The sequence below is a fragment of the Brevibacillus sp. SIMBA_040 genome, assembly GCF_046535075.1.
GTDB lineage: Bacteria > Bacillota > Bacilli > Brevibacillales > Brevibacillaceae > Brevibacillus.
The window spans coordinates 83216-104633 of sequence record NZ_JAWRXI010000012.1; the positions used below are offsets into that span (position 1 = coordinate 83216).

Below are 21418 nucleotides of genomic sequence, written 5' to 3' on the forward strand. Positions count from 1 at the left end.
CGAAATGAACACAAAGCAAACCTTTCATGTCATCGGCTTTCTCTTGCTGCTCTTTGCCCTGTTTTCCGGCAGCTGGTTTCTCTGGCTGTTTGGCGGCTTCTTCTTTTTCATGCCTGCAATGCAAGGCTGGTGGCTCTCGTCAATGTCGAGGTGGGTAAAGCTGGAATGGTCCTCTGATCAATACCGAGTCATGCCGGGAACAGAAGTCCATGTAACGGTGCGCCTGCACAATCATTCGTGGTTGCCGCTGCCCGCTACCTGGATTCGCTTTTCGCTGCCTGAGCATGTTTCAGTAGAAGGGGCAGATGAGGTGAAGGTCAGTAATCAGCGGACAGTCGTTCGGCTTCGCTTTGATCTTCCCATGCGCCAGAGTGCGACCCGGACCCTCACGCTCACCCCGCATAAACGCGGTACTGTTTGGCTGACGGAGGCGGCTTCCGAGTCCCTGTCATTGTTTGGAGAGGAACGCAGTGATCTGACTATGCCCCTTTCTTTTTCCTTGCTGGTCTATCCGTTGCCGCTGCCTCTCCCCCCATTTTCACTAAACGAAACAGAGCCGGACGGAGGCAGACTCTCTCGTCAAAGGCAGCTAGAGGATGTCACCTTTCAGCGCGGGGTACGGCCTTATATACCGGGTGACCGCATGAAGCACATTCACTGGAGTGCAACAGCCAAGACAGGCTCATTTAAGACACGACTGTTCGAGCACACCGCCCAGCCGAACTGGCGAATCGTGGGACATATCCTCCCCTCTTATGAGCCAATGCTGCAGCGCCACAATGATACAGTCAATGAACGTACCATTTCTTGTCTGGCGGCCCTCTCTGTGCTGTGCAGAAAGAAATCGTTTGGCTACGAGCTGTTCCTCACCGTAAAGCAACGGGGACGCGAGCATTACCATTTGCCGGCGGGAAGCGGGAAAAACCATCATTTGCACGTGATGACACAGCTCGCTCAGATGCACCACTACGTCACCACCCCGCTCGCTCACCTGCTGCGCCGTCTCGAAGATAGCCCAGCAAAAGAAGCGATCCTGCTCGTCACACCAAGACTCGACGATGACACTCACGCCTCCATCGAGCGCTTGCTTCAACGTGGGCATAACGTTGCGGTACTTGATGTATCTGAGGAGCAGGCGGTACTGCGCCGTTTTGAAGCGAAGAGACGTTTTGAGAAAAGGAGAGTGATTGCGAGATGACGCTCTCCATGATAAGCCGCTGGACGCTTGCTTTTTGGCTAGAAGCCTTGTTGATCGGCGGCAGCTTGATGATGCTTGGCTGGATGTCTGCTGGACTTATGCCCATGCTCACTTTTTGTGTGATCGCTTTGCTACTGCTCGTAGCTGGAAGCTGGCTCTACCATGGTGGTGGTCGCAGTCTGCTTTTTCATCTTTTGCTCTACCCTACTGTCGCTTGCGTCGGGCTGTTCAGTTTTTACATGTTTGGCTCCTGGCTGGTCGCTTTACTGTTGACAGGAATCTTTTATTGGCGAATCCATTCCGTTTCCGCTGACGGTATAGGGCACGCTAGCTTGCAGAGGCGGTTTGTCCTGGCCCTGATGGTTTGCTTGATGCAGCTTGTAGCTGGTCTGTATGGTTCCGTTGCTCATCCTGACACCTTTGACCCTGGCGCCTATTATTCAATGCTAGCCCTTATTCTCGGCAGCTATCTTCTCGTAGTCATGGGTGCGTACGTTTTGCGTGTGGAGTCTTTACCCGTGCGCTTGCCTACCCGGATAAAATGGCTCCTCGGAGCTCAGGTGCTGGGCTCCCGCCTTCTTCTGACTACTCTTTATCTGGTCGTCGGCTCTGCCCTGCTTGGTTTATTGCAGCTGCTGTGGTCATGGCTAAAAGGGCCCATCGGATCAGCACTTTATTTTCTGCTCGAGCCCGTGCTCCAAAAACTGACGGAATGGATCGAGGGCTTGTCTGAGAAAATGGGCAAGGACCAGCGTGTGAATGATTTGCTAAACAATCCAGGGCAAGCCGAAGAAATGCCTCACGAACAGGTCGCTACGGGTGAGCCTCTGTTTTCCTTCTTGGAGCCTTACTTGATCGGTGCAGTCATACTCGTTTTTCTGATTGTTCTGGGTAGATACATGTGGAAAAGGCGGTATCAGGCAAGTCAAGACCGTGAACAGGAAGCTACTGAAGCTTCTCCTACAGTCTATACCTCTGTCGCCAACACCCCCGAGGGGGAGAACGCTTCATGGGATGTCTCCCATTGGTTTAAAAAACCGGTAGGTCCAGCTGAGGAGCCTGCTCGCTATGCGTACTTTCAGTTTTTGCAGGAAATGGCGAAGCAAGGCTTCACGATTCATCGCCATGAGACCAGTCAGGAGTTTTTGCGTCGGATTCAGAAACATCCTTTGCCGAATCCAACCCGGGTAGAGCTGGCAGCCCGAATTACCGGCTACTACGAACAGTATCGCTACCAGGAGCAATCGCTTCATGACGCTGATCTGGAAGCCATGCAGGAAGCTGTGCAAGCACTTCGTTCCATTTCGCCGCCACAAACCGAGACATAGCTTGATTGTTACACAACCGCGTGCTTTTCGGAGCAGCGGTTGTTTTTCTTTCCTTGACATTCAGCACAGCTTCCGGCATAATCTCTTCACTTTTGCCTACCCTAAAAATGGATTCACCAAATGGTTAATCGAAGAAATCACACCGTAAAAGAAAGGAGGAACTCATTATGCAGGATTTGCCGATCTGGCTCAAAAAGCACCTCTCGATTGCGTATGTGCCCGGTCATGAATTTTTTCTCAGCCTGCATGTGCTCGAAAACCCTGAGCACCATGTCACGCGTCTCGGCTGGGCGCAGGAAACATTGGCTGTGCTACCCCGCCCACTCACGGAAAAGCTGCATTACTTCTCTGCCATGTCCTCCAAATTTCTTGACATCATGGACGTCCTGATGCCTTGGGAAGAGATGTACCAGCACTCTGTTGAAGCAGGGCTGGAACGCATCCAAGCCCTGGACGCCAGTGAGTTTGCTGAAGCCATGATCGGTCCCGTCTATCATCCGAAGCAAATCAAGCAATGGCTGGAGGGACGAACCGATGATGTGTTTGAACAGCTCAAGCCAGAGCATCGAGAGCTTTTGCGCCATCCATTGTCAACCAAACGCAGCTTTCTGGAGTTTTGCTACGACTACCTCCCTTACTTCCAGGCTGAGGAGCGTCGCATCGAGCCGTGGCTCGTCCGCGCGGTACATGAGGCACAAGAGTTGATTGGCGCTGATCCGATCCGCTTTTTGTCACAGGTGCACCCTCGCATGCACGTACATGAAGACGCCATTCATTTTCACAAGGCAAAAACGTATTCCTTTACCTATCAGCAGCTCGCACATATTCATCTGCGTGTATCTACCTACGTTGCGCCCCATCTCTTGCTGGGTATTTATGGCGATCAAATTAGCGTAGGATTCCCCGTCGATGTCCCAGGGACAGCAGTCAAGTCAGCCATTCCCGCTGATTTTATTACGAAGATGAAGGTTTTCGGTGATCTTACCCGAACAGCCATCCTCAAATCGCTGCTCGACCATCCTTACTGTACACAGCAGCTGGCAGACCTGCACGGGATTAGTGAGCCTGCTGTGAATAAGCATCTGAAGCTTCTGGTTGATGCCGGTTTTGTCTGGAGCGAACGGCGAGGTCGTTATGTGTTTTATTGCGGCATCACCTCACGCCTCGAACAGCTGGCAGTCGATTTGCACGAATTTATTGATATGCCTGCGCCAGGACTGACTCTACCCGATTGGAGGAAATAACGTGCTTCAAGTTGCCAAAGCCACCTTTATCCGCAATACGCTGGTGATGCTGCGCGCCTATCCGTGGTCTTTTGTCATCGGCCATATCTTATCAGGTGTATACACCGTGCTCTTTGCCTTTTTTGCCTATCACTACGTGTTCGCCGGACAACTGGATGATCGCTTCATTCAGCTTTCCGGTTCGTCCGACTATCTCTCCTACGCCATTTTAGGCGGGGCGTTCTATGCTTTTGCAGTCTCGACTCTGATGAATGTCAGTCGTTCACTGATTACTGAGCTTCGCGAAGGGACATTAGAGGCGCTCCTCCTCACTCCCTCCCCTCGCCGGGGGTACTTTTTGGGCAATGTCTGCCAGCAGGTAATGCGAACGGTGTTTGAATTTTCGGTGATTCTCGTGGTCGGTGCCCTATTTGGCCTCACACTCGCCAATACGAATGTTTGGAGTGCCGCTCTGGTCTGGATTTTGTCTACGGTCGCCTTTTTCTGTCAGGCTCTCGTACTGGGCAGCCTTATGCTCCGTTTTCGCGATACGTATATTACGCAAAATACGCTATTTGTCATCATGGCATTCGTTTCGGGCGTGACCTTTCCCATTCCCTATCTGCCGGAATGGCTACAGCCGCTGGGGCAGATCATGCCGCTAGCACCTGCCCTCGATGCTTTCCGCCAATGTGTGATCCAGGGCAAACCGCTGATCGCTGTTTCCCCGCAGCTGTTTCATATGGCAGGGCTTTCCCTCGTCTATCTATGGATTGGGACATGGAGTATGCGGCGAATGGAAAAACGCGTAGTTGAATCTATCTTTGGCTAAAAGGAGGCCGACATCATGCTCATCGTGGAAAATGTAAGAAAGGTTTATCGGGTAAAGGAGAAAAGCGGATGGCTATTGCGGAAATGGACGGAGGTAGAGGCGGTTTCTGATCTTTCCTTTCGCATGGAGCCAGGAAAAATCATCGGGCTGCTCGGAATAAACGGGGCGGGGAAAACAACGACGATCAAAATGTGCTCTACTCTGCTGACCCCAACGAGCGGCTCGATCACAGTGGATGGCTATGACGCAGTTCAAGACGATCGGTTCGTCAAATCAAAAGTAAACATGATTGCCGGTGGTGAACGAATGCTGTACTGGCGCCTGACCGGGCGGGAAAATTTGCAGTATTTTGGCAGTCTCTACGGGCTCAGAGGCGAGGGCTTAAAGCACCGGATCGATGCCTTGCTTTTACAGGTCGGACTCATGGATGCAGCTGATACACCTGTCGAGCGTTATTCCAAAGGCATGAAGCAACGCCTGCAAATCGCACGTGGTTTGATTAATGACCCGCGCTATTTGTTCCTCGATGAACCTACACTGGGACTGGATGCCCCGATTGCCCGGCAATTGCGCAAGCATGTAAAAGAGCTGGCGTCGGAGCAAGGGAAGGCAATCCTTTTGACCAGTCACTATATACATGAGGTTGAGGAGCTATGCGACGAGGTGTACATCATTAACAAAGGGAAGCTGGTCGCCCACGATACCCCTGCGAATCTAACCAAATCGCTCAATCTGGAAACGACCCTGCATGTCGTCATTCCTGCGCTCTCGGATTCGCTGAATCACGATCTGCGCCAGCTGGTTATGCGTTATGGCGGACACCGCCTGGTAACCGAAACCGACGACAAGACATGGGAGGTCATACTCCGTGGTGAAAATGATATGACAACGCCACTCCTGTCCCTTTTAGCAGCACACCACTCTCCTGTACTTCGCCTGCACACCCAGCTGCCATCACTTGAAGACGTCATCCTGCACATGGCGGATCGGAGGGGAGCATGAGACAGCTATCGAGCTATCTATGGGCGGAAATTCAAAAAGAACATCGCCATTCCTTTCACAGCAAAATGATCTATTTCAGCTTGTTGGTGTGGCCTGTCATCATGTTTGTGACTGCCTACTATTCCTTTGCCCCCTTTCGTATGGGACCAGATTCACCGCTTGCCCGGTTCGTTGCTGCCGATCGGCTGCCGCTTTTTTTGCTGACTGGCTATCTCGGCTATATCTTTTACTGGTGTCTGGTACAATCCGCCTGGCAAATGAGCTTTGAGAGGCAAGCCGGAACGATGGAAATGATTTTTATCAGCCCTGTCAACCGACTCGCTTTTTTATACGGACGCTCGCTTTCCTCGCTCGTCGAGGGCGTCTGGCTTTTCTTTTGCTTTGTCCTGCTGGCTTTACTCTTCGTAGGCGGCATTCATCCGAGCGGCTGGTGGGCACCGATCCTCGCCTTTCTCATCCTGCTTGTATCGGCTGTTGTCTGGGGTGGCTTTCTCTCGGTTCTGTTTCTGTTTTCCCGTGATGCGAGCTTTCTGTATACGGTGCTGGATGAGCCGATGCTGATTTTCTCCGGGGTTCGCCTCCCCCCGATGGCTTTTCCCCTGTGGGCCAAGGTCATATCCTTTTGCTTTCCTCTGACGTACGCGCTTCAGCTTGTCCGGGGTCTGTTGATGGAAGGGGAAACACTGCTGGCGCTTGCACCCAAGGTCGGGCTATTAGCGGCGGTATTGCTGCTGCTTGTCATCGCTACGATCATTTTGTTAAAGCAAGCCGAAAAGCATATGAAGGAAACCGGGAACATGGTGATGTATTAATGGGGTATGAGTAGACAGGAGGCGGGAAATATGGAGTCGCGTATTCGAATCGGACAAGAGCTGCAAAAGCTGTTTCGCATGGAGGAATGGGGCGCTGACCCGGCCTTTTCCCGCTTCATCCCCATGGTTTACGATCCGTTCGGCTTTGACTGGCGGTCTTTTTTCACAGACGAGTTTGTTCAGCGGTTTAATGGCTTCATGCTAGAGGGACATGAAGCCGTCCGTACCGTTTTCCTTGCCGTTTTTCCTTCTGATGATGTGCTGGAGCGCTTCCTTTTACAATCACAGCCTGGTGATCTGTTATTTATGCACCATCCCTTGTTAATGGAGTGCGCAAACAGATGCAGATGAAGCTGTGGTTTGAACGGAATTTTCCTGCTGCCAACGTTAGGCTTCTGCCGCAGGAAAAATGGTGGCTGTAAACCGATTCAACCTGAAAACAATTACGTATGGGCAGGCTTGTACGCCACTCCCAGCTCGCGCAATTTGGCAATGATCGATTGCTCCACCAGATCGTCCACGGTGATCCTTTCCTTTGCCCATGGAAGCAGTGGTTCATAGCCTCCGATCAATACGGAATGATGCGCCTGCTTAAACAGCGGCAAATCGTTCATGTCATTTCCAAAGCAGATAAACGGCTCATCGCCAAGACCAAACTCGTTCAGCGCCGCCATTTTATTTACCCCTTTAGAAGTAAGGTCGAGAATTCCCTCCGCCGAATGATAATGCATCGTGACATCGAGCTCCTTCATTCTCGCAGACAAATCGTCAAAGCGCTCACTCGACAAAATCAGGATTTTCAGAACGTGATCCAGTTGATCAAAGTCAACGCGGCTCGCTGATTGCTGCATATCGATATTTTGGAGAAAGGGATGCTCAGCCAAACAGTTATGGGCGTAGTCCCACTTATCATCGATCAAAAATTGCGCGCGGTGATCATTTAGTATAGTAATGATTTCATTTGCCAGCCGATGAGGGATAGGAGCATGGCGCTGAAGGCTTCCCTGATAATAGGTCATCGCTCCATTTGCCCCGATAAGAAGATGATTCCTGAATCTCTCGTCGAGAACGGGCAGCATATCTCGGCATGGTCTCGCGGAGGCAAACCCTACCGTATGCCCCGCTTGCTCTAGCTCCAGCAGGCAATCGAGTATACTCGTTGAAATCGGTTGACCTTTGAAGCAAATCGTCCCATCCAAATCAAAAATAAAATTCATCTGTCTCTCCACCTTTTCTCTGTCGGATTCCAGTCCATCGTAACGGAACCCGCACCGCTCCATGAAGGGACAGATTGTACAAGATGATTGGGACAGACAAGACGCGCATTACCCAAACCAGACTTCTGCCAACAGCCTGATGCCATCACGAATGTCCTGCTGACCGAGTGCGCCATATCCCAATAAAACCGTCGGATATTCCGTGTAGCCACGAAACCAGTATCTGGCTGTTCCGTATACCTTCACACCATTTTGGTAGGCGCGCTCCATGAGCTCCGCTTCTGTCCCCTTCCTTTTCACGGTCAAAAAAGCATGCAATCCTGTGTCCTTCCCCTCCACCTTCACCTGTCCCTCCATGTATTGAGAGATAGCGTAAAGAAATGCATTTCGCTTTTCCGTGTAACTTTTTCGCATGTGCTGCAAATGCTTATGCCAATATCCATCGGACAAAAACGCAGACAGCGTCAGTTGATCCAGTCGGGAAACGGGTTGGTCGTATTCAGACACTCGCTGGTGAAAGGAGGAGAGCAGCTCATACGGCAGGACCATATAGCTCACGTTTGTGAGAGGCTGCAACGCTTTGGACAGCCTCCCGATATAGATGACCTTTTGCGCAGACATGCTCTGGATTGAAGGAATATAGCTCTCCTGATACTTGAATTCCCATTCGTAGTCATCCTCCATGAGGTACGCTTGGGTATCGATCCACTCGGCTAATTGCCTCCTTTTCTCAAGAGACATCGTCATTTTGTGGATAAATTGCTGGGATGGGCTGACGTACATCGCATTCGCTCCACTTTGAGACAGCTCCTCGATGCAAACACCGTCCGTATCGAGCGAGATGCCTTGTACGTGGTAGCCACCATGTAAAAATGTATTTCTCGCACCGTCATAGCCCGGATTTTCTACCCCGATAAAATGACGATCTCGATCCAAAATTTGCGTGATAAGCGAAACGAGCTGCTGTGGGGTAGCTCCGATGATGATCTGCTCCGGAGTGGAGATGACTCCCCGTGCTTCATGTAGTAGCTTCGAGAGCTCTTTTCGCAGAACATACTCCCCCTGGGGCAGGCCCTCCACCATATAATTGTGCTGATGCTCGGCGATCACTTTGTTCCGCAGCTTATTCCACTGGTGAAAAGGAAACGTCCCGAGCTCAATATTGCCGTAACGAAAATCATACCGAATCACAGACTGCTGCGGTTCCGTAAAACTGGTTGTGCGAAGGGTAGCAGGCGAGTCAGCCAAGTAAACCACCTGATACCCTTTCTTTGGAAGGCTTTTGACATAGCCCTCCGATACCAAAAGCTGATACGCGACTTCAACCGTATTTTTGCTTACCTGAAGCGACTCGGCGCAGCTTCGGATCGAAGGGAGGAACTCCTCGTAGGGCAAGTGATTACGGAGGATTTCGTCTTTTAAAAAGTGATAGATTTGGCTAAACAGAGGTTCTTGGTCAGTAAACCGAATGGCAGAAAGCTCTTTCAATGAACTGGGACCACCTTCCAGTCAAAGATTTTGTCTTAGTCTACCACAGAAACTGTTTGGCCTGTACGACCGATCAGGCCTCAGCTTGCACCCCCACTTTTTTGGCCCTTCCCTGTCTCGTGTAGAAAAACAATAATAATCCTGCATGCACAAGAGCCAGAACAAAGTAAATATTGCTGAAAATGACGCCATTTGCATACGAATTGACCGGATTCCAGGTAGTCTGCGAGCCAATATCAATGACTTTGCTGTAAATCGCCGAAGCAATCCCCATGCCTACTCCCGCTTGCTCTTTGGACAGCGTCCTGGATATCGAATTGGCCATCGTAATCTGCATAAAGGATTGACCGACATTTCCAAAAATCAGAAAGAGTGCAATTCCGATTACCGATATGCCAGTAAAGGAGGAAAGCAAGCCAAAGCAGGTCAACAGTAAAATAGAGGCCACATAGAACAAATAGGCGTTCCCTTTCGCATCAGCCAGTTTGCCGCCCATTCTACTGAGAAAGGCAGAGGCGAGTGCGGCAGGAACCATGACAAAGCCAATCCAGTTTGTCGATATTCCTTGCACCTGAGCCAGAAACAAGGGGCTTAAATAGTAGAGCGAGACCCCCATTCCGTTTATAAGAAAGGCCATGACAATACCGCCTATATACGACCTGTTTGTAAAAACGGTCGGTGTCACGAATGGCTCAGCAGCTATACGAATCCGGGCAATGAATAACGCCAGTGCAACCAAGCTGCCTAGCACAAACCACCAAGAAGTGTTCGTCACTCCAAAAAGCAGCGAGGCTACGCTAATCGCGAGTAAACCGCCCCCAACCCAATCAAAAGCTCGGCGAGTCAGCTGCTGCTCATCCTCCAAATATTTTCGGTATAACGGGACCGTGATGAGAATCAGAAGAGGTACTGCAAATAGCCAGCGCCAATGGGCAAAGCTGACAATCAAGGCGGCTACGACCGGACCGAGTGCACCGCCAATTGCCAGACCAACTGCCGTCATTCCCAAAACAGAGCCTCTGCTCTCTGGCGGGAAGTAGCGTACGGGAATGAGCATGGCTGTCGCCGGTATAGCCGCAGCACCTACCGCCTGCAAGCATCTTCCTGCGAGCGCCATCCAAAACGTTTGGGAGACAAGCCCGAGAAGTGACCCGACTGCAAACACCAGAAGTCCAAAGGTCAGTATATTTTTCAGCTTATAGCTGTCAGCGAGCTTTCCGTAGGTCACTGTCCCAATCGCGTAGATCAAACCATATGCCGTTGACAACCAGCTCACTTGTGAAATGGTCAGGTCATACTCCTTAAGGTGGAGTGAGAATGCAAACGGAACAATCGCACCAAAACAAACAAGTATTAATTCGGATTTTGATGCTTACGTTGACCATCTCTTCGATGAGCGCCCTGATGTTCAACATCGTACTCCCGGAAATCAGCACGTGTGAGGATGGCAGTAAAAAGAGGCACTCGCCCAGTCATTTGCAGACTACGCCAGTACCTCTCTCCTATCGGCCTTTTGCTTGTTTAAAATGCCCGTGAATACTGCTTTGGCGGCTCTAGCTCATCAGCAGAAAGCGTCTTGATTGCATGGAGCGCCCAATATGGATCACGCAGCATGCCTCGTCCAACGGCGACAAGATCTGTATCTCCATTTCCGAGTGATGCCTCTGCCAGATTCGGATCATCGAGATTTCCTACTGCAATGACCGGAACTCCCAATGCCTGCTTGATTGCGCGAGCCAACGGTACTTGGTAGCCAGGATGAACTCCCGGACGTCCACCTGAACCAATCGGACCCTCTCCTCCACTGGACAGATGGAAAATGTCGACGCCGGCTTCCTTGTATCGACGGCACAGCTCTGTGCTGTATTCCAGTCCATAGCCACCATCTACATATTCAAGCGCCGAAACACGCATGATCAGTGGCATGTCTGCCGGAATCACTTTTTTGATCGCCTGGATGACTTCTACTCCAAACAAAGCCTTGTCCTGACCGTACTCATCATCCCGTTGGTTTGTGAGCGGAGAGTGGAACTGATGGATCAAGTAACCGTGCGCACCGTGAACCTCAATGGTATCTACGCCTGCTTCAACCGCACGTCTTGCGGACTCAGCAAACTTGACGACCATTTGCTTGACTTCTTCGGTTGTCAAAGCACGCGGCGTTTTGTAACGGGACCCCGGAAAAGCGATCGCAGATGAAGATACGGGAACCTCTGCGTCCTCTGCTTTTCGTCCGGCATGAGCAATTTGGATGCCGATTTTTGCACCGTACTTATGTACTTCGGAGATGATACGAGCATAGGCAGGAATTTGTTCGTCTGACCACAAGCCTAAATCACCATTGGAAATACGTCCATCCGGCTCGACATCCGTCATCTCCATGATAATCAGTCCGGTTCCCCCCACAGCGCGAGAAATGTAATGAACAAAATGCCAGTCAGTAGGCGTGCCATCATGTGCCTCTACCGAGTATTGGCACATTGGCGGCATGACGATACGATTTTTCAACGTAAGCCCTTTGAATTGAAACGGGGTAGCCAACAAAGCCATTTGCTCCACTCCTTACTTTTTTTCACTATCATCCCAAAAGTTAGCTCGTTCTGCAATGCTTAGTTGCACTTTCCAGCTTATTCGTAAAAAGTGCTGTGCCATGAGCAAAGAAAAAAAGCTACCCACGAGCAGCGGATAGCTTTTGTACGATACCTCACATCTATTATTCCGGCATAGCGCCGATGTAATTCGATTGCGGACGAATAATGCGATTTTTAGCGGATTGCTCCAAAATGTGAGCGCTCCAGCCCACAACGCGGCTTACAGCAAAGGTCGGGGTAAACAAATTTTCATCCAGTCCTACCGCACGCATCACTGCTGCTGCAAAGAATTCCACGTTTGTATTCAGCTTGCGGCCCGGTTTGTATTCCTCCAGGAGCCTCAGCCCTACCTTCTCTACATGTGTTGCCAGATCAAACCACGGATCGTTGGCGGATAGCTCGGATGCTACGACGCGCAATGCAGTAGCTCGCGGATCGACTGTCTTGTAGACACGGTGTCCAAAGCCCATCAGGCGTCCACCATTCTCCAGCTTGTTTCTTAGCCACGGTTCTGCATTTTCCTTTGTGCCGATCGCCTCGATCATCTCAGTCACTTCAGACGGAGCTCCGCCGTGCAATGGCCCTTTCAGTGTACCGATGGCTGCTGCAATCGAGGAAATCAGGTCAGACTCTGTAGAAGTGACGACACGTCCAGCAAAGGTAGATGCGTTCATGCCGTGCTCCTGCGTTAAAATCAGATACGCATCCAGTGCGCGAACATGTGCAGAATTAGGCTGTTCACCCTTTAGCATATACAGGTAGTTGGCAGTGTGATCCAGCTCGGCATTTGGCGCCACTGGTTCACGCCCCTCCAAACAGGCGAAGCGATACGCGACAATCGTCGGCATTTTCGCAGCCAACGAAATAACCTCATCGATGCTTGGCGGCCAGCCATGTGCTGAGCTGCCCAGCGCTGATACACCTGTGCGCAATACACTCATCATATCGACATCAGCGGGAATAAGCCTGAGGATGCCTTTTACATGCTCAGGAAGCTCCCTATTTGCTTTCAGCTTATCCTTTAATGCGGTCAGCTCCTGCTCGCTCGGCAAATGTCCAAACCAGAGCAAGTGCGCAACCTCTTCAAAGGTATGATGAATCGCCAGATCCCGAGCCCAATGCCCACGGTAAACCAGGATGCCGTTAATGCCGTCTACGAGGCTCAAATCGGTTTCTGCTACGGCGATACCATCCAGTCCAATTGCCAAAGTATGCTGTTTCGTCATGATCGCCACTCCTTTTCCGTCTCTTTTCTTTCAGTATATTAATTCGCAAATGCAAAGGGAAATAGAAGAAGAACGAATCATCGATTACAAAATGTAATCAATCAATAGAAACGCCCGCTACCCTGTACAGGAGGCATCGGCGAGTACAATGCTTGCAAAACATCTACAAAACGCTGGGCTGGATCGCTAATCCCTCCCTTTGGTACAAGCAGATACGAGGCGACATTCGGCACTTGCAAGCCAGGCGTCGGTAATTCAATAAACCGATTTTCAAAAAGCTCTCGATTCACTGCCGAACGCGGTAAAAAGGAAACGCCCAGCCCATCCTCGATAAATCTTTTCGTAATGTCCACTTGTGACACAGCCATCGTTCGCAGAAACAGCCCTCGCTGACGTAGTAACAACAACAGCTCGTCCCAATACCCCGGATGGTTATGAGTCAACAGCCGATTAGACTGCACCTCAGTCTCCCAATCCGGCAGTGGCGCCTCCATATCTCCACCACTGTGCGGGACAGCAAAAACAATAGGGTCTTCGTACAGCATATAAGTCGCTAGCTGAAACTCCCCTGGTACAATACGAGTCAAGCCCAAGTCTGCTTGTCCACTCTGAACAAGCGGACCGATGTCTACGGAATCCACTATTTTAATGGAAATATCAACGTCCGGATACAGCTTCGTATAACGATGCAGCAAATGCGAAAAACGAGCGCGGGCAATGATTGGCGACACCGCAAGCTGCAGTTTTTCCCGATAGCCTTGCCTCCATGCCTGCAAATCCTCAATTCCGTGATGCCACTTCTCCAGCAGCCCTTTTGCATGTGGCAGATATCGCTTTCCGGCAGCCGTCAAACGCACGCGCTTGCCCACTCGCTCGAACAGATCGATTCCCAATTCCTTTTCCAGCTGCCGGATATGCTGACTGACTGTTGGTTGGGCAATATACAATGCTTCTGCTGTCTGATGGAAATTTTCCGTTGTAGCCGCCATCATAAACGTTTGCAGCACGCGAAAGTCCACGACGGTTCCCCCTTTTTAATACTGCTCGTGATGATGAGTGATCTTCTCTTTTTGGGTCTTTCTTCCTCATTTTTGAAAATTTTTACTGGAAACCCCTTTCATCACTCTGCCTTGTGGTACAATACGAAATCGAGTGCGAAAAACCTTTTTGCGAATCGTACTTCATTAGAGAGAGATTAGGGGAGGAAAACATGGAAACCACACCAAACTTGAACCCGCCACGTAAAAGTATGAAAAAAACACTGCTGATTGCCGGGGCGGCAGTTGTTGTTGTGCTAGGAGGACTAGGGACCGCCTACGCCAAGTTTGATTTGTTTAAAAGCTCAAAATCCATCTACCTGCAAGCTGAAGCAGAAAGCATGATGAAGTTTTCTGCGGATGTATCCAAGGCATATGGAGAATACGAAGCCTACATGAAGCCTTATTTGGAAAAACCCGTTCATTCAACTACCGAGTTGAGCGAAATTACAGTAGATGCTACCATACCTGATCCGCAAGCCCAAAAAATTCTTGATATGCTCAAAAGCGCCAAGCTTGTAATGCAGAGCAACATCGACGAGCAAAAGAATCAGCAAACCGGAAATTTTGAAGTTCATCTCAAGGACAAAAAGCTAGCTACGATTGAGTATTTCCTTAACGATACGCTGATGGGCTTCCGTCTGCCAGAGTTTTATTCAAAATATGGCTATATTGACCTCAAAGATCGTGATGCTATCAAGGAAAAGCTGGGTGAAGAGCTGCCGAAGCGCTTCCTCACTTATCGTGACCTGTACAATGCTGTTTCCATCAAGGAAGATGAAGTGAAGAGCGTCATGACGCCTTATGCTCTCCTGTACGCAGATCATGTGAAAGACAGCCAAGTGACCCTGAAGAAGGATGTTTCATTCTCAGAGGAAGGCCTTCAAGCCGCTGCACGTGAAATTACAGTCACGTTTAATCAAGAAGAAGCATCTGCTCTCGTAAAGCAGTTGGCTGAAAAAGCAAAAGCAGATGAAAAGCTGTTTGATTTGATCTACACCCGTTATAACAAAGTATCTACATTAATGAAGGATAGCGGTTATCCTGTCGAGGAAATTTCCAAGGACGAATTCAAGAAAAACTACGACCAGAGCTTTGACGACCTGATTGCTGATATCAACGAAACCGACAAGAACAGCAAGGATGAGATCAAAATGGTTGTACTGGTGGACGGCGATCACCAAATCCTGTCCCGCAAGCTGCTCGTGAAGGAAGACAACAAGGAAGAGCTCGTGCTCAGCACTGCTTCCTACAATAAAGGCGCAGATACGTACTATCGCTATACGCTCAATGCTCCTGAAGAAGGAAAAGAAGGAGAAGTATCCTTCACCTACAAAGCAACCGAGCAAAATGGTAAAAAAGCAGGTAAATTCGGGGTTCTCGTAAAAGAAACTGCTGATCCTGTTTTCGATTTTAACACTACTTTCGAAGTAACGAAGCAAGACAAGAAGGAAACAGGCGTTTACGATTTCAAACTCGTAGCTGCTGATGAGTATTCAGCTCAGCCTGTTAAGCTCTCTGGTAATGTGACCTTGTCTGAAACAGCTAGCGACAATGGCCGTGATTCAGAAGGCAGTATCAAGCTCAACTTTGATAATCCTACACCTGATATGCCAAAAGGCGTGAGCATGAAGGTGAAATCCAAACAGGAATTCGGCAAAGCACTGGAAATCCCAGCTATGTCTGATGCCAATGCAATCAACCTGGCAACCATCACGGATGCGCAGATGATGGAAATCCAGCAAGAAGCTGGTATGGCTTTGGAAAAATTCATGGCTGAAAACGAAGCGTTGGTTCAACAATTCATGATGCCATAATCGTACGCGTACAGCAAAGAGCCCCGTCGGAAAAGGAGGCCACTGAAGAACTTAGGTTTTGCCAGTGATCTGAGATTTTTGTAAAAAAAATTAGCGACACCTATTCCGTTTTCCCTGGTGGGTGTCGCTTTTTTGTTACTACATTTCCCTTTTTAGTCCGCCAGTTTCAGTGTTCGCTTTAAATTCACCGCGAATATCGCCATAGCGCCTTGGTTGCCAATGCGAGGGCTATACCAAAACTCGCTGGATCGCATAAGCAGCCATGCCCATAGAGGCTCCAAGTCAAGCCGCAGCACGGACAGTTGCTAGAGTTCGTTTTACTAGGTTACACAAATTTCTTGACTGACTCTATACCTCAGACTACATGGACAGATACAAATATTGAAAACGACCCGTCTCTAATTAAAACAGAGACGGGTCGTTTTCATTAATGATTTGTAGTCAAGTCATCGTATTTCTTCTATAAATTACGTGATTGACTATTCCCAAGCTTGTTGTTTCAACTCTTTTTCTTTTTCATCAGAGATGCCAAAGGCCTTTTTAAAATTGGGTACTGTTTGTTCTTCTAACGGTTGTGAGTTAATCCAATTTAAAAATTCTTCTTCCCCTACATAATTGATAAGTGTATCTTCAAAAAAGTACTCCTCACTATCAAATTTATGTAGTAATTCATCTTCACTGTCATGAAATTCCTTTTCATGAGATTCACTTATGGACTCATCCAGAGCAAACGTTGGGCCATCGAAGTAGCGAGGCCAGAAAAATATAGGGTTTATTGTATTTGAATAGGTAATATATTTCCCATCATACTCCCCTTCATTGTTGACATCGATATGTAAATGAGGGCCAGTTGTGTCTGTACCAGTATTACCCGATACCGCAATTTCTTCCCCTCTACTTACAGAATCACCTGTAGATACAGATTTGGAATGTAAATGAAGAAACCTTATAACAAGCTTAGTATTAGTGTCAGGATCTCTATCTTTTGTCTCAATTGCCACATAATTCCCAGCACTTGTCCAATAACCAGCACTTAGAACTGTCCCCCTTTGAGGGCTATATACTGTTTCTTTATTGACTGCAATGTCTATTCCCTTATGAGTCTTACTATATTTTTTACTTAATATAGTACCGTCTGTAACATAATACCAGTTAAAAGCGTTATATGGATTTTCTCCTGCTGCCTGGACCTTTCCAGTACCTGTACCTAATATGGCCGATGCTGCTAAAGCTAAGCCAAACATACTAACCAAGACTTTTTTCATATTACCAATTACTTTATTTTATGGTATATTATTACAAATCAGATTGTATTATATAATTTAGCCATATACAATAATATTTTACATTTTCACCTAAATTGGGAGGTTTAGTTGATGAATAAAAATTATCTTATTTCACTTTCCGTCCTGTTAATTGCCGGATGTACGGCTAATAATAATCAAGCACTAACAGTACATACTGGTAACAAAGAGGTGTCAATGGTACAAGATAATCCATCTCCAGTTGTAGACTATAGAAAAAAATTGGAAATTCTTGATCGTCTAGAAAATCATGACACTACCTTAAGTCGCATGATGGAATTACTTGCAATAGAATGGTACCATCTCTTTACACAAAAGGATGAAAATAATCTTTGGAATACATATTTTTCACTAACATGGAACATCCGTCCTGACGAAAAAGAACAAGTAAAGAGAGAATTATCGACAGTTCATAAAGAGTTCGCAAATTATTTGAACATGCAAAAACAAGGTATTCTACCTGCCAAGAATGTCACTGTTAATAATTTATCTGCTGAGAGAAACTCTACTGATGACGGTTACCTTGTAAAGGCAAGTTATCTCCTCACCTTAAATGACGGAACTACAAAAGAAGTAAAAGTAGAACTTAACGCAGACGACAATATGGAAACATTTAATCCACGCTTTAACACTATTGCTACAGGAGAAAATCTTCCTGAGCCAAAAAATGAGCATGAAGAATTGCGTCGTGAATTTATACTTAGAGCCTTAGACTACAACGTAATCAAAAAAATGACTTACGATGAAATCTTAGAAATGATAGATATGAAATAAAATTGGTTGATCCAGTGTAGCCTTAGTCAGTATAAGAAAACCTCTATCGAGACCTCCCTAAGGTGGAGCGACCGCGTTTAGCGGAATGTTTACATGCGCTCCGGAATTCATAAGCGTCATACGCTTATAAATTCCTATACGTTAAATATAGCCCTCCTAGGAAGGCTTTCATCTTGTTCTCCCTCTTCTCACTCTTGCTTTGCGTTCGTTCTCTCAGATATCGGTACATGCGGGTTAACAACCCTGCCCACGTCTGCTTTCATCTGATCAGAGCAAATCCTTTTTGTATCAGTTCTGGCAAATACTCGTATCACTCAAACAGTTCCTTCTCCATTGTTCCTTTTTATTTTTTGGATTGTATAAATTAATAAAATTCACTATTATCTATATAAAAATGGAGGAAAAACGATGAAAGCAACCGGGGTTGTTAGAAAAGTCGATGAGCTAGGGCGACTCGTACTACCAAAGGAGCTACGAGACCTTTTCGATATTAACATCAAGGATCCATTAGAGATTTATGTTGATGATGAACGTATCATATTGAAGAAGTATGAACCCGCATGTGTTTTCTGTGGTAATGCCTTAAATACATTACACTTTAAAGGGAAACTGATCTGTTCAACCTGTGTTAGTAAAGCAAAAAATGAATCGGAATAAACAAAAGAAGCCCTCTTTCGGATTTTTTTGTCCGAGGAGGGCTTCTACGTCAACTCCGACAAGATCACTTCACTGATAACCGGCATAGATGATATATCCCAACGCCGCATAAAAAACGATTTGATCTACCGCAGTGTACATCTTTTTGGATAGCGGGATACCAATCCAGCCAAACCTGAGCGGCCATAACAGCTGAATACGTCCTACGAGCATGTCACTGATCAGATGCGACAGTATTCCCCAGAGTGCAGCCAGGGCAGCCGGAGAATCACCTAGCAGCAGGGCAGGAACGAGCAAAATGACCCATGAATGCGTGATCGTTCTATGGCCGAAGCCTTTTTGGACAGCCCTTGATACGGGTCTAACCATGTTCCCAAGCTTGCTTCTAGCTTGATCAATATCGGGCAGCAATGCCATTGTAGCGCCAATCACACTGCCCTTCCAGGAAGGGTAGGCATAGTAGCCAGCAATTGCCCCCAACACGAGATGCGTTTTCCATAACATTTGCCTTTCACACCGACTTTCTTCTGTTTGTCTGAGGAGCTTGTACACGGTAGGTGGAACGGCATAAAATGGCCAGATACGTCCGACTGTTACGAATCTATTTGTGGCATGAAGCTAGCCGGATCCAATCCCTCGCCTTCGATGATGATCGCTGTCATTCCGGCTTCACTGCCTGATTCATGCCCTTCGCCTGTTGTCCAAAAAGCCGCCTGACCAGGTCCGACCCGAACCCTCTTCCGATCTTCACCGCATACCCAGCCCTCACCGTTTACAACGAGAAATAGCTGCGGGCATACTGCCGGATGGTACCCAACGACACCCGCTTCCCCCAAATGAATGCACCCGATCTGCACGGAGCCTGGTGTACGCATGATGCGCGAAATCGTAGCATTGACCGAATCAAAGCGGTCGATTGCTCTCCCAGCAGGTTGGTCAAAACGGAATAGCTGCATGATTTTTCCCTCCGTCTCTTAAAGCGTAAGCTCCATCTTAACGCAAATCATAGGCAATGCAACAGACACTCTCATCCTATCTTTACTGCTTGAACCAAATATTTTTGTATTCCACCAGACCTAGCGCATTCAGTGATACTCCTGCGAGGGCAGAATGATAGGCAGATTGCTGCAGGGCATGGTACACAAACAGCAAAGCATGCTGCTCACGAAGCAAGTCTTCTACCACGCGAAGATGCTCTCGCTGTGCCTCTTTTTCCCGCTCCTGCATGAGTAAATCGAGTTGCTCATCCAGATGCGCCCGAGTAGCGGGGTCCCACATCATTCGCAGGAAGCTGGCGTCCGATTTGTACAATTCCACCAACCCCAGTTCCCACTGTTCATCGAATACTTCCCCCGAGAACACCATATCTGCCTGAAGCAGTATTTCCGGTTTTTTCAATTCCTCGATCGGTACCACAGTGACGTCGAGCAATAATCCGTATTGAGCAAAATGCTTCTGCAGCCATTCTGCATTATTTTCGTTTCCTGCTCCTTCGTATGTGAACAGCCTGATTCGTTCATCCTTGTCGATCCTTTTTTGCAGTACCTCCTGCGCTTTTTGAATATCCATCGGGGCTTCATTAGACGACACGGCTTTTTCATCAGGTAAAAATCCATCGGCAGGAACGTGCCGATTCCCCCTTAAATCCGCTATCATTTTCTCCCGATCCAGCAGGCTATGGATCGCATGCCGAACCTCTTTTTTCTGAAGCGGTCCCGTGCGGTTCAGATTAAAGGCAAGATAGGAAGAACCCCTTTCGATTCGCTCTAGCCCTTTCCACCTTTCCAGAAGCTCCAGACTCTTCCAAAAAGTCTGGAAGTGCACCTCTCCCAGACTAGAGAAATAATCCTCCCGCAGGCTGTTCTGAGGTACTACCCAGATTTCTACCCGATCCAGGTGTGCTCTGCCGAGAAAATAGGTGGGAACAGCCTCCAAAATAAACATTTGCTCATCGTTTCGGATTAGCCGAAAGGGACCGCTACCGACTGGCAGCCTGGTGAACTCCGTGCCTTTTTGGGCGACGACCTCGCCAGGAATAATCGACATTCGATCTGATGCCAAAAAGGAGAGCAGCATATGGTTCGGGCGTCTGAGCTTGATCCCTACTGTCGTTTCTTTAACAGCCACGACTGTCTCCACGTCCGAAAGCATATAGCGATAGGGTGATTTTGTTTTCGGATCAGCTATCCGCTCAAACGTCCAGACGACATCATGTGCAGTCAGCTCACGGCCGTGGTGAAACAATACCCCTTTTCGCAAATAAAAAGTCCACTGTGTCCCGCTCTCGTCAGCTTCCCAGTGATGAGCCAGATGCGGTACAAAAGCTTCTTGCAGCTCGTCATAACGAATGAGTGTATCAAAAATTTGTTTCACCATATGCGATTCTGTCCGTCTGCCTACAAAAGGAGGGTCCAGAGCCGGTATCGTTCTGTAAAAGGACATCCGCAACGTATCGCGAGTACGCTTCTCTATCTCCTCTGAACGAAATCCGAACTGCCCTGACAGCCACTCAAAAAAGCGTTCTTTGGCCCGAAGCGGAATCTTCGGGTCGCCTAGCAGGAGCATAGCCTTATCCAGATCCCCCTGCGCGACATGTGCTTTGGCCATAGACACAACCACCTGCTCCACGCTTCGCAAAAACACGATTCGGGATACGTTTCCTCTGCCCCTGCCGGGCATCCACTCGATCCAGTCCTGTTCTGCCAGCTGCTTAATGATCATCTTGGCATTACGGATCGTACAGAAAAAAACAGCACCCAGTTCAGCCAACGTAACCTCTTGTTGCTCATTTTCTTGTCTACCCGCAAAATGCTGGCGCAGGTGCAAATAATGCTCGGCAATCTGCATGTAAGGGCTCACCTCTTTTTAAAAGGGGAAGTCGTCTAGGAAATACTCTACCCTTTTTCTTCCCC

General features: G+C 48.3%; 20 protein-coding genes and 1 pseudogene. 11 read left to right on the forward strand and 10 right to left on the reverse strand.

Annotated elements, in window-relative coordinates:
- The first annotated feature begins 4 nt into the window (after positions 1-4).
- The 7 genes and pseudogenes from SB752_RS20600 to SB752_RS20630 all read left to right on the forward strand — a co-directional run.
- On the forward strand, positions 5-1198 hold the full coding sequence (locus SB752_RS20600) for a DUF58 domain-containing protein (RefSeq protein ID WP_410717434.1): 1194 nt from the start codon (positions 5-7) through the stop codon (positions 1196-1198).
- Positions 1195-2526, forward strand: coding sequence for a DUF4129 domain-containing protein (locus SB752_RS20605; protein WP_410717435.1), 1332 nt, complete (start codon positions 1195-1197; stop codon positions 2524-2526). Before SB752_RS20600 ends, SB752_RS20605 begins: the two co-directional genes overlap by 4 nt.
- Before the next feature lie 167 nt (positions 2527-2693).
- Positions 2694-3770 (forward strand): ArsR/SmtB family transcription factor, encoded by a 1077-nt coding sequence (locus tag SB752_RS20610; protein WP_410717436.1) that lies wholly within the window; start codon positions 2694-2696, stop codon positions 3768-3770.
- Between the two features lies 1 nt (position 3771).
- On the forward strand, positions 3772-4581 hold the full coding sequence (locus tag SB752_RS20615; protein ID WP_410717437.1) for an ABC transporter permease: 810 nt from the start codon (positions 3772-3774) through the stop codon (positions 4579-4581).
- Positions 4582-4596: 15 nt separating this feature from the next.
- The gene (locus SB752_RS20620; RefSeq protein ID WP_410717438.1) at positions 4597-5583 is read left to right on the forward strand and encodes an ABC transporter ATP-binding protein; all 987 of its coding nucleotides are present in this window, start codon (positions 4597-4599) and stop codon (positions 5581-5583) included.
- Entirely contained in the window at positions 5580-6395 is an 816-nt protein-coding gene (locus tag SB752_RS20625; RefSeq protein ID WP_410717439.1) for an ABC transporter permease, read from the forward strand. The genes SB752_RS20620 and SB752_RS20625 overlap by 4 nt, the downstream gene beginning before the upstream one ends.
- 30 nt (positions 6396-6425) lie before the next feature.
- Positions 6426-6734 (forward strand): annotated as a pseudogene (locus tag SB752_RS20630) (Nif3-like dinuclear metal center hexameric protein); the annotation flags it as partial.
- Between the two features lie 104 nt (positions 6735-6838).
- Here the strand turns inward: SB752_RS20630 and SB752_RS20635 are convergent.
- The 3 genes from SB752_RS20635 to SB752_RS20645 form a co-directional block, all read right to left on the reverse strand.
- Positions 6839-7612 carry an HAD-IIB family hydrolase gene (locus SB752_RS20635; protein WP_410717440.1) on the reverse strand — a complete coding sequence of 258 codons (774 nt, stop codon included), beginning with the start codon at positions 7610-7612 and terminating at the stop codon, positions 6839-6841.
- Positions 7613-7720: 108 nt separating this feature from the next.
- The gene (pdxR, locus tag SB752_RS20640; RefSeq protein ID WP_410717441.1) at positions 7721-9100 is read right to left on the reverse strand and encodes a MocR-like pyridoxine biosynthesis transcription factor PdxR; all 1380 of its coding nucleotides are present in this window, start codon (positions 9098-9100) and stop codon (positions 7721-7723) included.
- A gap of 73 nt (positions 9101-9173) precedes the next feature.
- On the reverse strand, positions 9174-10454 hold the full coding sequence (locus SB752_RS20645; protein WP_410717525.1) for an MFS transporter: 1281 nt from the start codon (positions 10452-10454) through the stop codon (positions 9174-9176).
- Here SB752_RS20645 and SB752_RS20650 point away from each other — a divergent pair.
- Entirely contained in the window at positions 10418-10636 is a 219-nt protein-coding gene (locus SB752_RS20650) for a hypothetical protein (RefSeq protein ID WP_410717442.1), read from the forward strand. The two genes, SB752_RS20645 and SB752_RS20650, sit on opposite strands and share 37 nt — an antisense overlap.
- Here SB752_RS20650 and SB752_RS20655 read toward each other — a convergent pair.
- From SB752_RS20655 to SB752_RS20665, 3 genes are all read right to left on the reverse strand, one after another.
- The gene (locus SB752_RS20655) at positions 10622-11650 is read right to left on the reverse strand and encodes an NADH:flavin oxidoreductase/NADH oxidase (protein WP_410717443.1); all 1029 of its coding nucleotides are present in this window, start codon (positions 11648-11650) and stop codon (positions 10622-10624) included. The two genes, SB752_RS20650 and SB752_RS20655, sit on opposite strands and share 15 nt — an antisense overlap.
- 163 nt (positions 11651-11813) lie before the next feature.
- A complete protein-coding gene (locus SB752_RS20660; RefSeq protein WP_410717444.1) occupies positions 11814-12917 on the reverse strand; it encodes a citrate/2-methylcitrate synthase in 1104 nt (367 codons plus the stop codon).
- Between the two features lie 101 nt (positions 12918-13018).
- On the reverse strand, positions 13019-13936 hold the full coding sequence (locus SB752_RS20665; protein ID WP_410717445.1) for a LysR family transcriptional regulator: 918 nt from the start codon (positions 13934-13936) through the stop codon (positions 13019-13021).
- Between the two features lie 191 nt (positions 13937-14127).
- Between SB752_RS20665 and SB752_RS20670 the strand changes: the two genes are divergently transcribed.
- Complete coding sequence (locus tag SB752_RS20670) at positions 14128-15771, forward strand: hypothetical protein (RefSeq protein WP_410717446.1); 1644 nt, start codon at positions 14128-14130, stop codon at positions 15769-15771.
- Between the two features lie 479 nt (positions 15772-16250).
- On the opposite strand, the gene SB752_RS20675 is transcribed toward SB752_RS20670, so the two are convergent.
- Positions 16251-17036, reverse strand: a complete 786-nt coding sequence (locus SB752_RS20675) for a M23 family metallopeptidase (protein ID WP_410717447.1) — start codon at positions 17034-17036, stop codon at positions 16251-16253.
- Positions 17037-17147: 111 nt separating this feature from the next.
- Between SB752_RS20675 and SB752_RS20680 the strand changes: the two genes are divergently transcribed.
- Both SB752_RS20680 and SB752_RS20685 read left to right on the forward strand, forming a co-directional pair.
- Positions 17148-17849, forward strand: a complete 702-nt coding sequence (locus tag SB752_RS20680) for a hypothetical protein (protein WP_410717448.1) — start codon at positions 17148-17150, stop codon at positions 17847-17849.
- 408 nt (positions 17850-18257) lie between these two features.
- Positions 18258-18506 carry an AbrB/MazE/SpoVT family DNA-binding domain-containing protein gene (locus SB752_RS20685; protein WP_410717449.1) on the forward strand — a complete coding sequence of 83 codons (249 nt, stop codon included), beginning with the start codon at positions 18258-18260 and terminating at the stop codon, positions 18504-18506.
- A gap of 69 nt (positions 18507-18575) precedes the next feature.
- On the opposite strand, the gene SB752_RS20690 is transcribed toward SB752_RS20685, so the two are convergent.
- The 3 genes from SB752_RS20690 to SB752_RS20700 all read right to left on the reverse strand — a co-directional run bounded on the left by SB752_RS20690 (position 18576) and on the right by SB752_RS20700 (position 21353).
- Positions 18576-19010, reverse strand: a complete 435-nt coding sequence (locus SB752_RS20690) for a metal-dependent hydrolase (RefSeq protein ID WP_410717450.1) — start codon at positions 19008-19010, stop codon at positions 18576-18578.
- An 89-nt stretch (positions 19011-19099) separates the two neighbouring features.
- Complete coding sequence (locus SB752_RS20695) at positions 19100-19462, reverse strand: cupin (protein WP_410717451.1); 363 nt, start codon at positions 19460-19462, stop codon at positions 19100-19102.
- 82 nt (positions 19463-19544) lie between these two features.
- Positions 19545-21353 carry an SgrR family transcriptional regulator gene (locus SB752_RS20700; protein WP_410717452.1) on the reverse strand — a complete coding sequence of 603 codons (1809 nt, stop codon included), beginning with the start codon at positions 21351-21353 and terminating at the stop codon, positions 19545-19547.
- Between the last annotated feature and the right edge of the window lie 65 nt (positions 21354-21418).